Annotated in this window: 11 protein-coding genes; 4 read left to right on the top strand and 7 right to left on the bottom strand. The window is 67.9% G+C overall.

Annotation, left to right across the window (positions count from 1 at the left end):
* The 7 genes from MKK69_RS00500 to ligD all read right to left on the bottom strand — a co-directional run.
* Positions 1-299 (bottom strand): hypothetical protein (locus tag MKK69_RS00500; protein WP_243964693.1); only part of this gene is annotated, 299 nt, incomplete at its 3' end.
* A 500-nt stretch (positions 300-799) separates the two neighbouring features.
* On the bottom strand, positions 800-1,225 hold the full coding sequence (locus MKK69_RS00495; RefSeq protein WP_243964692.1) for a hypothetical protein: 426 nt from the start codon (positions 1,223-1,225) through the stop codon (positions 800-802).
* Positions 1,226-1,967: 742 nt separating this feature from the next.
* Positions 1,968-2,357 carry a hypothetical protein gene (locus MKK69_RS00490; RefSeq protein ID WP_243964691.1) on the bottom strand — a complete coding sequence of 130 codons (390 nt, stop codon included), beginning with the start codon at positions 2,355-2,357 and terminating at the stop codon, positions 1,968-1,970.
* Positions 2,358-2,417: 60 nt separating this feature from the next.
* Complete coding sequence (locus tag MKK69_RS00485; protein WP_243964690.1) at positions 2,418-2,981, bottom strand: hypothetical protein; 564 nt, start codon at positions 2,979-2,981, stop codon at positions 2,418-2,420.
* Positions 2,982-3,083: 102 nt separating this feature from the next.
* On the bottom strand, positions 3,084-3,383 hold the full coding sequence (locus tag MKK69_RS00480) for a hypothetical protein (protein ID WP_243964689.1): 300 nt from the start codon (positions 3,381-3,383) through the stop codon (positions 3,084-3,086).
* A 552-nt stretch (positions 3,384-3,935) separates the two neighbouring features.
* A complete protein-coding gene (locus MKK69_RS00470) occupies positions 3,936-5,120 on the bottom strand; it encodes a winged helix-turn-helix domain-containing protein (protein WP_243964687.1) in 1,185 nt (394 codons plus the stop codon).
* Positions 5,121-5,326: 206 nt separating this feature from the next.
* On the bottom strand, positions 5,327-7,837 hold the full coding sequence (gene ligD / locus MKK69_RS00465; protein ID WP_243964686.1) for a DNA ligase D: 2,511 nt from the start codon (positions 7,835-7,837) through the stop codon (positions 5,327-5,329).
* Positions 7,838-8,042: 205 nt separating this feature from the next.
* Here ligD and MKK69_RS00460 point away from each other — a divergent pair, with 205 nt between their 5' ends.
* From MKK69_RS00460 to MKK69_RS00445, 4 genes are all read left to right on the top strand, one after another.
* On the top strand, positions 8,043-8,936 hold the full coding sequence (locus MKK69_RS00460; RefSeq protein ID WP_243964685.1) for a Ku protein: 894 nt from the start codon (positions 8,043-8,045) through the stop codon (positions 8,934-8,936).
* Complete coding sequence (locus MKK69_RS00455; protein WP_243964684.1) at positions 8,933-9,193, top strand: hypothetical protein; 261 nt, start codon at positions 8,933-8,935, stop codon at positions 9,191-9,193. The genes MKK69_RS00460 and MKK69_RS00455 overlap by 4 nt, the downstream gene beginning before the upstream one ends.
* 812 nt (positions 9,194-10,005) lie before the next feature.
* The gene (locus tag MKK69_RS00450; protein WP_243964683.1) at positions 10,006-11,712 is read left to right on the top strand and encodes a sensor histidine kinase; all 1,707 of its coding nucleotides are present in this window, start codon (positions 10,006-10,008) and stop codon (positions 11,710-11,712) included.
* A 205-nt stretch (positions 11,713-11,917) separates the two neighbouring features.
* Complete coding sequence (locus MKK69_RS00445) at positions 11,918-13,018, top strand: GAF domain-containing protein (protein ID WP_243964681.1); 1,101 nt, start codon at positions 11,918-11,920, stop codon at positions 13,016-13,018.
* Positions 13,019-13,176 lie beyond the last annotated feature (158 nt).

Below are 13,176 nucleotides of genomic sequence, written 5' to 3'. Positions count from 1 at the left end.
TCGCAGACGCGCACGCGGCGGATGTGCTCGACGCCGTAGGGGTCGATGAAGCCACGCCGCTCGAAGTGGCAGACCTCCTCGACGTAGGCAGGCGGCGGGGCGCGGTAGACCGGCTGGCCCGGGTAGTACCCGTTGTTGGCTGAAGCGATGGCGCTGCCTGCCACGACACCACCGAGCACACCGAGTGCAGCGGCCCCGCCGACCCCGATGCCGTCACGGGCCTGGGCGGCCGGCTGGGTACCGCACAGGGCCAAGGCGGCCAAGGCAGCCATGCCGGCGGTCTTCATGGATTCACGCATCGACCACCTCCAAGGCGCGCAGGCGCCCCCGCGCGCATCAGCTGCGCGAGGGCGCATCTACCGGCACGTGCCAGTGCGGCCACTCACAGGTGGCCATGATCAGGGTGCGATGGGGTAGTTAAAGAAGCCCTTTGGACGGTTGTCAGTAGCGCCGAGGCGGCGGCGGTGGGGGCGGGCCATCGTCGTCGTCATCCGGCGGGGGCGGCCCGCGGTGATGATGCGGGGGCGGCGGCCGGTCGTCATCGAAGTCCTCGCCCGGCGGCGGTGGTCGAAAGCGATGCGGAGGCGGCGGGGGCCGGTCGAAATCCTCCTCGCCTGGCGGGGGCGGCCGCCTGTCGTCGTAGGGCTGGGCAGCGGCCCCGGCCGTCGCAAGGACGAGCAGGGCGGCGCCAGTGAAGAGTGCTCGCATGTGGACTCCTTAAGGCCGGTGAGCAAAGGGAGGCGGCCACATGAACGGCCGGTGACTTGTTCGGTTACGCCCGAGATACGGAGGGAGGCAATCAGGTGTAAGGGCCGCCAAATAGGTCGCCCATCGCCTTGCGCTGGAACAGCGTGCGCCAGCGCCGCCTCTGATGCTCCGGCCGGTCGTGGATCATGTGGCAGCGCTGGCAGAAGGCCGCGAGGTTGGCGTCCGCATTGTTCGCGGTGTCGTGATCTCGGTGAGCCGCTGCCAGGACCACGCGCGTCGGCCTGGCGCGACCGAGGATATCGGCGCCGACGGCGATCCGGATCCGCCTGCCCCAGCCATCGCGCCAGCGGCTAGCGTCCGCGTCCCACCACCGCCCGTCACCGAGGTGGTAGACCATCCGCCCATGCGGCCGGCCGCAGCCCTCGCACCGGCCCTGCGCCCGGCCGAAGCGGATCGCCATCGACAACTCGCGCCAGTCGATCGGGTAGAAGTAGCGATGCTCGGGCCGGATCGGCATGACGGCGCAGTGTGCCAGCTACGGTGAAGAAAGCGTAGCTGTAGGGCGATGGTCGAGTCCGAACAGGGGCGTTCGCATGTTGATGGCGCACACCCCCGGAATTGGCCTTGCCAGAGGGTGTCTGACTCGTCGGCTCGCAACCACCTACCGATCCGCAAGCTTAGCAATTGGGGACGTGCATGGTGTCGATGGTCGCGAAGAAGGTCGGATGGATAGCGCAGATGTGGCCAGGACGCCCCCGGCCGGCGCCGACGATGCCACCCATAGTCCGCCTCGAAACGCGCGCCGACCCGCTACCGCTTCACCCCCTGACGGCCTCAGAACTGATCGCTATGGCGCGTGTGGCTCGCCGAAGCGCGGACAGGACCTCGACTGAGTGAGGAGGCTACTGCTGGTCCGATGAGGTGACGTTCGCAGCCGGTAGAGGCGCTCGAAAGCACGCGACAGGATCGGCGCTACCACGAGGACCATTGTATCCGAGATCGCTGTCGAAGCAGTCCAGGGCTGCGATGATGCGGTCAGCCGTGTCCAGGGCCTCTCGGGCGGCCGCTTCGAGCTCCGCGCGGAACGCCGCTCGGTCAAGCGTCTTGGCAGCGACTCGGCCGCCAGGGCTTGAGGGCTGAGGAAACCGGAACACGTCGCCCATTGGAGGTCTCCACCACCGCATGGATCGGATGGCGCGATGGTCGCGGTGGAGGATAGGATAAGAGGTGGCGCCGGGCACTGGCCGGCGACCAGAAGATCACTGCAGCTGGATATCCGCGATGGCGTCGAGGATTGCGTAGATCTCATCCGCGAGATCGTAGCTGATCAGTGTGCGGAGCTCGGTCACGTACTTGGCCAGCTCGACCGCACCGACCGGAGTCTCGGGTGGGGTTCCCATGAGAGGTCCGCGCAGATGATCGATCAGCGCATCGACGGCTTCGGTCACGACATGCGGACGCTCACCATCAGGGGCATCAGGCAGGTGCCGTACCCTCTGGTAGGCCGGGAATAGTTCACGGCCGCTGCGGATCACCGCCAGCACAGGATCAACCGGACGATCGGCCACGCGCGCGCGCAGGCCCTCGGAGCGATCGCGTAGGGTGGTGGAGGGGGGCGCCTCGGGGCGCGGCTTCTTCGGTTGGACCATGTCGATGTCTCCGGATGTAGGATCCGCAGGCCTCCGGCCCACGGGGTGGGGCAAGAGCGTTCAGAGCAGGGTGGCGAGGCCCGTGAGAACAGCACCACCGCCGATGATGACGGCCGCAGCTAGGACCTCGCCGGCGAAACTGGCCGGATGCATCAGGCGCCGCCGGACCGCCTCGCGCGGGGCTTCGGCCTGGCAGGCCTGGGCGTAGAGCTCCACCGGCTGGGCAAGACGCTCCGTGGGTGCGTCCGCGGGCAGCATGTCCGGCAGCAGATCTGAGCCGGCGAACCGCGACAGGTCAGCTTCACGGGTGAGGACGAACCGGTCGAGGTAGCTCTCAGCCCCGGCGGTGATTGCGACCTCGCGGATCAGCCAGCGCAGGTGGCGGACGAGAGCGAGGGCGCCGGTGTGAGAGCGGCAGGGGGTTGCCAGCAGATCGTCGAGTGCGGCTGCCAGACCGATCTCCGCGATCTCGAGCGGCCGGCCGGCCTTGGCGGTTTGGTACACGGCCCAGGCCTCGGCGTGGGCCTCAATCGCGGCCAGCACCGGGTCGGCTATCTGAGGGCGGATCGAGACCACCACGGCGGTGGGCCGAGGGCTGAAATCCGGTATGCGGGCGTGCGTCATCGTTCGGGCTCCGGTGAGGGCTCGTGGGGACGGGTCGGCGGTGGAAGGGGAAGGGTCCCGTTTGGGCGCCGATCTCAGACCGGCTTAGGACGGATCAGGGCTTCAGTGCGCAACCATGTGCCGGGCGAGCTTAGCGGCGCCCCAGGCGGCCTTGAGCGCTACGGACATCGCCTCGGCCCAGGTGCAGCCGAAGCGCTCGTGATGGAGCCGAGCCGCCTTCGCGGCAGCCTGCATGATCGCAGAGCGGTCGAACTTGCCGGCAACAACCAGTGGGCGCCGGCTGAGGCGAACGGTGAGGTTCACCGAGGCCTTGGCGGCGAGGAGGCCGGCCGGGATCGTTGCGCGGTCGTCGCGGATGTCGCGGAGAGCGGCGTTCCAGGAGATGCGGCGCTGAAGTGACATGGCTGATCCATCAACCTATGGAATAACCATAGGATGGCGCTCATCCTGAGACCTGTCAATAGAACTATGGCTCAGCCATTGAATTTTTCGTGGCCTCGAGGTACCGTCTGGTATGGAGATTGATACCTGATGGCCGAGCAAACGATCCGACTGACGCCCCGGCTATGCCGAGCCGCGCGAGCAATGCTTGGATGGCGCCAAGCGGATCTCTTCGAAGCATCTCGGGTGCCCACGCCTACGATCGAAGCCTTCGAGCTTAAACCCGAAACCGCACGGATGATGGGGGCCAACATGCGGGCCTTGATCGTCGCATTCGAAGCCGCCGGCCTGGAGTTCATCCCCGAGAATGGCGGTGGACCCGGGATCCGTTTCAGGGACCGTCGGTCATGAATGCCTACACCGTCGAGCAGCTCGCTCCTGGCAGCTACGACGTCCTGCTCGACGGCAGCCCCGTCGCGGCCCTCGTGCGCGAGGTCGACCGCAACGACGCTGTCCTCGAGTGGCTGGTCGAGTTGCTCGACGAGACCCCGCCGACCGAGCGGCCTGCGCCATTCACGGCGCAGATCGGATCGAGACGTCGGGCAGGCCGAGCCACGAGGCCATCGACCGAAGCTCGTCGAGCATCCGTTCCATTGTGTCCGCCGGCGCGCCCGGCTCTAGGTGCGTGCGCAGCACGATCAGGGCGCCGGCCCTGCGGTCCGCCTTCAGGTCGGCGCGGGCGACGAGCGCGCCGTCCATGAGGAACGGCAGTACGTAGTAGCCGTGCTCGCGCTTGTGGGCGGGCGTGTAGATCTCGAGGCGGTATCGGAACCCGAACAACCGCTCCGTCCGCGGCCGGTGCCAGACGACCGGGTCGAACGGCGAGAGGAGGGCCGCGCCGACATGCCTGCGACCGGGCCGGGCATCCTTGTGCAGGTAGGCCTGATGCTGCCACCCACGGACATGCACCGGAACGAGGATGCCCGCCTCGACGAGCTGCTCGATGGGCAGGCGCGCATCGGCCGGCGAGAGGCGGAAGTAGTCGCGCAGGTCGTTCGCGGTCGCCACGCCGAGCGCCTCCGCCGACCGTGCGACGAGCTCGCGCCGGGCGTCCACGGGGTTCGGGGTTGGTCGTGCGATGACGATCGGGGGCAGCACGCGCTCGGGTAGGTCGTAGACGCGCTCGAAGCTGCCCCTTCGATGCGTCGACGCGACCAAGCCCGCCCAGAACAGCCATTCGAGCGTGTGCTTGGCGTCGCTCCAGTTCCACATGCCCTTGGACGCCTTCGGGCCCGACACGTCGGAGGCCGCCAGCGGTCCCTCTCGTCCGATGCGTGCGAGCAGAGCGTCGGCCTCCGCGCGCCGCTCGCTCGCGAACGGCTCAAGCCGGCTCCAGACGCCGCGGCCCTCGCGGGCGCGGTCCATGCGCCAGCGCAGTAGGGGGTGCAGGTCAATTGGCAGGAGGGACGCCTCGTGGCCCCAGTACTCGAAGAAGCACTTCGAGCTGGCGACCGCCAGGGTGTCGAGGGTGCCGCGATCGTACGGTCCAAGGCGCGAGAACAGCGGCATGTAATGGGCGCGGACGAGGACGTTCACGCTGTCGATCTGGAGCAGGCCCAGCCGGCCGATCGCCCGGCGCATCCGTGCGGTGCCGACGTCCGCCCGACGATCTGCCCTGCCGAAGCCCTGGGCGGCCAGAGCGATGCGCCGCGCCTCCGCGTTCGACAACTCGAGCGTCAGAGTCAGTCTCCCGGGCATGCGTGACGGAACGATCCGCCCCGCTCGCCGGCCGGATCTTCCGCTGAGACCGATACGATCCCATGGCTGGGGAAGACAACCGGCGGAGATCGACCGCCGATCGCGGAGATAACGCGGATCGTCGACGACCCGTACAGGTAGGGACACGATCCGGTGCTGCCTCGGTACCGAACCGAGGAAGGCGACCACGTCTCGGGGGCCTGCGTCTAGGTCCGTCGACGACCGCGTTTTCCGGACGCCTCCAGAGGCCTCGCCGCGCGTTCGAAACCGGCCCAGGGATCCCGCGCGAGAGCTGCGATCCGACCGGGGACGCTGGCGACGCCGAAGCGCGCTCCGGAGCCTAGCGAAGGGAGTTCCTCCCAACCCACCGGGACGGAGACCGGCGCTCCCGGGCGGGCCCGGGTCGAGAAGGCCGCGACCGCGGTCGCGCCCCGCTGGTTGCGCAGGTAGTCCACGAAGATGCGGTTGTCCCTGGCCTTCTTCGAGACCGTCGCGACGTACAGGTCGGGCGCGTCGCCGGCCATCTCGGAGGCGAGACGCTTCGAGAACGCCTTCGCCTCGTCCCAGCTGGCCTGCGGTTCGATCGGGACGACGACATGCAGTCCCTTGCCTCCGCTCGTCTTGACGAAGGCCCCGAATCCCGAAGCCCGCAACCGCTCGCGGACTTCGGTCGCCCCGGCGATGAGATCGCTCCATCCGACGCCCGCACCCGGATCCAGATCGAAGACGAGACGATCCGGCCGATCGGGATCGGCGGCCGGCGCCCCCCACGGGTGGATCTCCAGGACGCTCGCCTGTACCAGGGTCCGAAGACCTTCGGGGCTCCCGATCACGACGGCGTTGCCGGCGTCGTCGCCCAGGACCTGGAGATGGCGCTCGTCCATGCCTGCCCAGCCGTGCTTTTGGTAGAAGCAGGATCCGAGTCCATCCGGGCATCGGAGAAGCGACAGCGGCCTACCCACAACGTGCGGCAGGATCCGGTCGGCGATTTCGGCGTAGTATTCCGCCAGCCCCTCCTTAGTCAGGCCGACGTCGGGCCAGAGCATGCGATCCGGATGCGTCAGGGCGGCGAGCGCCGCGGCCCCCCGCTGCCGCGTCTTCGGACGGGCCTCCGCCTTCCGGCGGACGACCTCGTCCGGCGACACGTCGGGCCGAAGCGACTTGAACGACGCGTGCCGCAGCTGGTCGTCGGCTGTCCAGCCGCGGAAGGTCACCTCGCAGACGAGCCGGGGCTCGACCCAGCGGGCGTTGCGGCGCGCAAGCGGCGGCATCTCAGCGTCGAAGGGCGGCGACGGGATGCGAAGCGGATCCAGTTGGGTCCAGAGATCCCGTGCGACCGCGTCGCGGAAGCCGGTGCCCACCCGCCCGACGTGAACGAGGCCGCCGGCGTCATCGTGCGTGCCCAGGATCAACGACCCCACGGACTTGGGTGCGGTGGTCGACGGCATGTAGCCCGCGACCACGAACTCCTCCGAGGAACTGCACTTGATCTTGCGCCAGGCATCGGTCCGACCCGACCGGTAGGGCGAGTCCGCGCGCTTGGCGACGACGCCTTCCAGTCCAAGCCGGCAGGCGTGGCGCGCCATGGCCTCGCCGTCGGCGGCGAGATGCTCGCTGAACCGGATGCGGCCACCCGGCGGGGCGTCGTCGAGACTCTGCTGCAGCAGATCCTTGCGTTCGGTCAGGGGCAGCGCCCGGATGTCTCTGCCGTCCATGTAGAGCAGATCGAAGGCGTAGAAGATCGCCGATCCCGTATCGCCGGCGGTGAGCGCCTGCTGCAGGGCAGAGAAGCAGGATACCCCGCTCTCCGTCTCGACCACGATCTCGGCGTCGATCAGTGCCGAGGGCAGCTTCATGGCCTTCAGGGCCTGGGCCGTAGGTTCGAACTTCGCCGTCCAGTCGAGGCCGGAGCGCGTCAGCAGCTTCACCGAACCCCCGTCGATGCGGGCCTGCATGCGGTAGCCGTCGTGTTTGATCTCGTACAGCCAGCCGTCGCTTGTGGGCACGCCATCGACGAGGGTCGCGAGCGCGGGCTCGACGAAGGGCGGCAGAAGCGCCTTGCGAGCTCCCTTGGAGCGGCTCGCCGGCGGCTTCGTCTTCCGCTCGGCGGCCACTCCGGCGCGTGCGGCATGATCGGCTCTGACGACCCCGCCCACCGCCAGATCCCGATTGGTCCGGCCCGATAGCACCGACGCCTCGTGCTCGACGAGGATGTCGCCCTCGCTGCGGGCATGCTCGTCGTCGGCCTTCATGAGAAGCCAAGGTTGCTTCTTCTCGCCGCCGCGGCCCTTCATCCGCACGAGGTGCCAGCCCCCCCCGAGCCTCTCGCCGTGCAGGGCGAACTCGAGGTGCCCCTTCTCCAGCCCGGCGGCCGGATCACCGACGGGCTCCCAGGAACCGGTGTCCCAGACGATCATGGTTCCGCCACCGTACTGGCCCTTCGGGATCGCGCCTTCCCAGCCCAGGTAATCGACGGGGTGGTCCTCCGTCCGGACGGCGAGCCGCTTCTCGGCGGGCGACAGGCTTGGTCCGCGGGTGACCGCCCAGCTCTTGAGAACTCCGTCCATCTCGAGACGAAGGTCGTAGTGAAGGCGCCGGGCGTCGTGCTTCTGGACGACGAACCTCGCCTTGGCGACCTTGCGGCCGCGCTTCCCCTTGGGCTCGGGCGAGACCCCGAAATCTCGCTTGTCCCGATACGGTCTGAGCAGCTCGGCCATCGCTTCGTGGAAACGGGATAGGCTGGATCGAGTTCCTGGACGGATCCGGACGGCGGGGCAATCTACAATAAACGACAGGTTATCCACAGGTGTAGTTGTGGAGGAACGAGTCGAGTTCGACTCTCGTTTAACCGTCAAACTCCCAATCGGCGCTCTAAGGATGCATCGATTGGGGTGGATACTTGAACGGTTTCGGGAGATCGACGTGGTAGCGCGCGCCAACTGGAAAGGTCATCTTCGACTTTCACTCGTTTCCTGCGCGGTCGGATTGTATCCGGCAGTCAGTTCGTCGAGAGAGCTGAAGTGTCATACGATCAACCGCGAGACCGGAAACCGTCTCAAGCAGCTGATGGTCGACTCCGTCACCGGCGACACCGTCGAGCGCGACGATCAGGTCAAGGGCTGCGAGATCGCCAAGGACGAGCTCGTGCCGATCGAGGACGACGAGCTCAGCGAGATCGCTTTGGAGAGCACGCACACGATCAACATCGAAGCTTTCTGCCGGCGCGAGGAGGTCGACGAGCGCTACCTCGACAAGCCGTACTACCTCGCCGCCGAGGACAAGGTATCCCGCGAAGCGTTCGCCGTCATCCGGGATGCGATGAAGAAGAAGGGCATGGCGGGCCTTGGGCGGATCGTCATCTACAAGCGCGAGCGCGTGGTTTTGCTCGAGCCCTACGGCAAGGGCCTGCTCGCGACGCTTCTGCGCTATCAAGACGAGGTTCGGTCGCCGACCGCCTACTTCGAGGACATGCCGGACGGCGATCCAACGGCGGAGATGCGAGCGCTCGCTGAGGAGTTGATCGCACGGTCGACGAAGAAGTTCGATCCGTCGAAGTTCGAGGATCGCTACGAGGAGGCGCTGATCGCCCTGGTCAAGGGCAAGGCGCCGAAGCCCGCGAAGGGCAAGGGCAAGGCGAGGTCTGGCGCGGCGAGTTCCGGCAACGTCGTAAACCTCATGGAGGCTCTGAGGCGCAGCATCGACTCGGAGAAGGGCGGCGTGCCGGAGAAGTCGGACGGGAAGAAGGAACCGAAGCGCGATGCGGCGAAGCGACCTCGGAGCAGGACCGCTTCGGACAGGATACGGAAGGCGGCATGAGGAATGTTCGTCCGCTCCGACCCTTGGCCCTGGTCCTATCAAGGCGCGAGGACCGGCGGCGGCGTGCCTGCCTCTCTCTGAAGGTCTTCGGCTACGACACGCTCGGCTTCTCGCTGGTCGAGGATGCCGAGGCTTGGTTGGAGGAGGATACGCCGGAGGTCGCCATCGTCGACCATACGGGAGGATGCGGCCCCGAAGGCGTGATCGCGACGCTTCGGGACAGGGGCGTTCCCCTAATGCCGACGGGTCGTCCGTAGAGGTCATGACCTGAGGCATTCGAGGGGCCGTCACCGTCTACACAGCGCATCGCTTCAACGTGAACGGCTCGACGGCCTTCACAACGCAGCGCGCGATGGAAGCGACCATCGTGTCTCCCGCTACCGACAGCGTCCATCGCGCCTTGCCGCCGGAACCGCAGACCTCGTCCAAATTCCATCTGAAACTACTTGACTGATCGACATACGTTCCGCCTTCCTAAAACGGCCTCTCGGGTCAGCCCAAGCAGGCGGACAGCTGTAGAATGACCCATTCCGAAAAGCGCTGAGGGCAGTCCGCACGGCCGGCATGGGTCGCCACTGGACCGTCTGCTTTTCCGATTGGTAACCTCCGGAGCAGACCAGCGGCTTTCGGCCAGCATCTGCCGCAACGCATCGCTAGCCCGAACGTCTCAGATGGGTGGAAAGCGGCCCTCGATACACCGCCCGAAAGCGGACGCGGCGTTCCAATAGGGCAAACTCAATGGAACTGCATAGCCGGAACTTGACATTGCCATCGATGATCGACGGTATGAGACCGCTTTTTTGGTTTGGTTGGGGTTGCGTCGCAGGCGTCCTGCCGTTTACGCGACCATAAGGTTTCTGGGTCGTGCTTGGCGCTCGTAGACGAAGGCGCTACAGGCCGCACGGATGACCTCGACCGCGATCGATGGGTTTGCGGCCGAGCTGATGCCGTCCCACCCCGGCTTTCCCCCGCCGGACCGCAACCTATACAGGATCGGCCTGCCCACCCGTGCTGGTGGCCGGTCGGAGAGATGCCACCTGCCCCTAAATCCTGTCGGCCGGGCATCTTGATGTCCCTGACCACCCGCATCCTGCTCCTCGTGCTGCTCGCCCTCGCCCCAGCACTCGCGATCCAGGGCTACAACGAGGGTGACCTGCGCGCCGCGCGTGACGAGGCCGTGCGCGCCGACACGATGGCGACCGCCCGGGCCGTCGCCGATGACTTCGCCCAGCTCGCCGACGGCGTCCACCAAGCGCTGGACCTCGTCGGCGAGGACCCGAGCGTTCGCAGCCTCGACGCCGTCCCGTGCACGGACTATCTCCGCCGTGCTGCCGCCCGGCTGCCGCACATCCTGTTGCTGGCTCTGGCACGCCCGGACGGATCGCTCGCGTGCAACAGCGTCGGTTCGCAGCCCGGCGCCTACTCGAACGCCGAGCGCACCTATCACCGCCGCGCCCTGGCCGAGGGCGGCTTCGTCATGGGCGGCTACGCGCGGGGGACTGCGACCGGTAGGGCTTCGGTCCACTTCGCCCAGCCCCTGCGCAGCGCGGGCGGGGCCATCGACGGCGTCCTGGTCGCGGCGGTCGATCTCGATTGGTTGTCGCAGTACCTGCAACAGGAACTGCGGCTGCCGAGCACGTCGCTCACCATCGCTGACGAGGACAACGTCATCATCGTACGCAAGCCGGATGGGACCGACTGGGTCGGCAAGCCGGTCCCCGCCGAGCGTATGGGGCTGCTGGCGAGCCGGGGCGAGGGTGTGCGCCTCGATTTCGGCATCGACGGGCGTGCGCGCATCCTCGCCAACGTCCGCCCGCGGGGGACGGCGGTGCGGGCCTGGGTCACGGTCGGGCGCGACCGCGACGTCGCCTTCGCCGACGTCGATGCGGCGGCGCACCGAGGCTCGATCCTCATCGGGCTGGGTGTGGCGATGGCCCTTGCCGCAGCCCTCGTGGCCGGGCGCCTGTTCATCCGTCGCCCGTTCGACCGCCTACTGCGCGCCTCCACCGCTTGGCAGACGGGCGATCTCACCGCGCGGACCGGTCTGGGCGGCGCCAGCGAGTTTGGGCGGCTCGGGGACAAGCTCGACGCGATGGCCGCCTTGCTCCAGCGCAACGAGGGCGAGCTGCGCGAGGAGATCCGGCGCGGGCATGCCCTGCAGGAGCGGCAGGTGACGATGCTGCACGAGCTGAACCACCGGGTGAAGAACACGCTCGCCACCGTGCAGTCGCTGGCGCGCCAATCGGCCAAGGGCGGTGAGGGACAGGCGGTGCAGCTCGAAGCGCGCATCCTGTCCCTGTCGAAGACCCACGACCTGCTCACCCGTGAGGACTGGAGCGGCGCCACCTTGAATGAGGTGTTGGAGAACGAGCTGTCACCCTACCGCGCCGGGTGTGACCACATCGTCCTCGACGGGCCCGAGGTGGCGCTGCCGCCGCGCCACGTCCTGGCGCTCGGCATGACCGTGCACGAGCTGACGACCAACGCAGCCAAGTACGGGGCGCTGTCGACGGCGGACGGTCGGGTCGAGGTGAGCTGGCGGGTGGATCGAAGCGAGACGGGGGCGGCGTGGTTACGCCTGACCTGGCGGGAAAGCGGCGGTCCGGCGGTCGCGCCACCGGCGCGCCGCGGGTTCGGGACGCGGCTGATCGCCGGCGGCGTCGGGCGCGAGCTGGCCGGGGACGTCGATCTGGACTTCGACGTGGACGGCCTGCGTTGCTGGATCGCTGTGCCGCTGGCCGAGATCGGCAGCCGTATGCTCGCGCCGACACAATAGCCTCACCCTGTCGGTGAGGGCGGTGACGCCGCCGGATCACCGTACCCGTATCACCGCGGGTATGGATAGTCAGAGACAGTGACGATCAGGACCAGAACATGCCGCTGGGGCAACGGCTTGGCGGGGTATGGATGTCCAGCTACAGCTCGGCCCGGTCCACCGAGGCCGTGCTGTGCATTCCCTATCCATCACCCTCCTCGGACGCATGACAATTGCCGCCCCCGAACCCGATCGTTTGCATGTCCTGGCCGCCTACGCGGTCATGGGCACGCCGCCGGAGAAGGGGTTCGATGATCTCGCCAGGATCGCGGTGCTGCTGTGCGGGGTGCCGACCGCGCTCGTGACCCTGGTCGACGATCAGCGGCAGTTCTTTAAGGCGCAGGCGGGCTTCGACGGCGGATGCGAGGCGCCGCTCGACGTCGGGTTCTGTCCGCTGGTGGTCAGGGCCGAGGCGCCGCTCATCATCCGCGACACGCGCGAGGAGGGCCACGCCAATAATGCGGCTGTCGCCGAGGGCGGGGTCCGCTTCTACGCCGGCATGCCGCTGCGGACCGCCGCCGGCGCGGTGCTAGGCACGCTGTGCGTGCTCGATCGGCAGCCGCGCCCGGAGGGACTGACACCGGGGCAGACCGAAGGGCTGGAACGGCTGGCCGAACAGGTCGTCGACCAACTCGAACTGCGCCGCGCTCTCATCGAGCGTGAGCGCCTGATCGCCGAGCAACGGGGGGCCGCTCAAGAGCGACGCGCCTACAGCCAGACCCAGGACGAGATCGCGGCGAGCGGCCGCGATCTCGACGCCATCCTCGACGCCCTGATCGCAGGGGCAATGCGCGCCGTGCCCGCGGCCGAGGGCGGCGTCCTGGAACTGCTCGACAGCGAGGAGCTGGAGTACCGCACCGTAGGCGGAACCTTGACCCCTCACCAGGGCGTGCGCGTGCCGCTGGACGGCAGCACGTCCGGCGCCTGCGCCCGAGCCAACGAGCCGATCCTGCTGGCCGATGCCCTGCTCGACCCGCGGGTGAAAGCCGATCTGCGCGCGTTCATAGACCTTCGCTCGGCCGTGCACGCGCCGGTCAACAGCGGCGGCAAGGTGCTCGGCGTGCTTAAGCTGCAGTCGAGCAAACCGGACGCGTTCACCGAGCACGATCTCGAACTGGTCCGAAGTTTCGCCGGCCTGGCCACAGTCGGGCTGACTGAGGCGAGCGAGATCGCGACGCAGCGCGCGGTGCGGGCGAGCGAGGCTCGGTACCGCGCCGTGTTCGATAGCGCGATCGACTACGCGACGTGCTGCGACGTCACGGCTTAAAGACGTCCTGACTCTTCGAAGGCTTGCCATTCCGAACGAGAGACATCGAGACGTATTGACGGCGGGACGGCCTGCTATAAAGCCGTTTTTACACCAGCCGCGGTCGTGGTCGGGACGTGCGCGAGGCTGGGATGAAGCAAAAGTGCTGGTCCCTGCCG

It is taken from the genome of Methylobacterium sp. J-026, assembly GCF_022829585.1.
Classification (GTDB): domain Bacteria; phylum Pseudomonadota; class Alphaproteobacteria; order Rhizobiales; family Beijerinckiaceae; genus Methylobacterium.
The sequence above is the reverse complement of the archived record's forward strand: the minus strand, read 5'-3'. Positions and strand labels throughout refer to the sequence as shown.

Excerpts from the sequence above, each read along its gene's own strand:
- MKK69_RS00480 (WP_243964689.1), bottom strand. The coding sequence starts at position 3,383 with ATGTCACTTCAGCGCCGCATCTCCTGGAACGCCGCTCTCCGCGACATC.
- MKK69_RS00445 (WP_243964681.1), top strand. The coding sequence starts at position 11,918 with ATGACAATTGCCGCCCCCGAACCCGATCGTTTGCATGTCCTGGCCGCC.
- MKK69_RS00485 (WP_243964690.1), bottom strand. The coding sequence starts at position 2,981 with ATGACGCACGCCCGCATACCGGATTTCAGCCCTCGGCCCACCGCCGTG.
- MKK69_RS00490 (WP_243964691.1), bottom strand. The coding sequence starts at position 2,357 with ATGGTCCAACCGAAGAAGCCGCGCCCCGAGGCGCCCCCCTCCACCACC.
- MKK69_RS00495 (WP_243964692.1), bottom strand. The coding sequence starts at position 1,225 with ATGCCGATCCGGCCCGAGCATCGCTACTTCTACCCGATCGACTGGCGC.
- ligD (WP_243964686.1), bottom strand. The coding sequence starts at position 7,837 with ATGGCCGAGCTGCTCAGACCGTATCGGGACAAGCGAGATTTCGGGGTC.
- MKK69_RS00450 (WP_243964683.1), top strand. The coding sequence starts at position 10,006 with ATGTCCCTGACCACCCGCATCCTGCTCCTCGTGCTGCTCGCCCTCGCC.
- MKK69_RS00470 (WP_243964687.1), bottom strand. The coding sequence starts at position 5,120 with ATGCCCGGGAGACTGACTCTGACGCTCGAGTTGTCGAACGCGGAGGCG.
- MKK69_RS00455 (WP_243964684.1), top strand. The coding sequence starts at position 8,933 with ATGAGGAATGTTCGTCCGCTCCGACCCTTGGCCCTGGTCCTATCAAGG.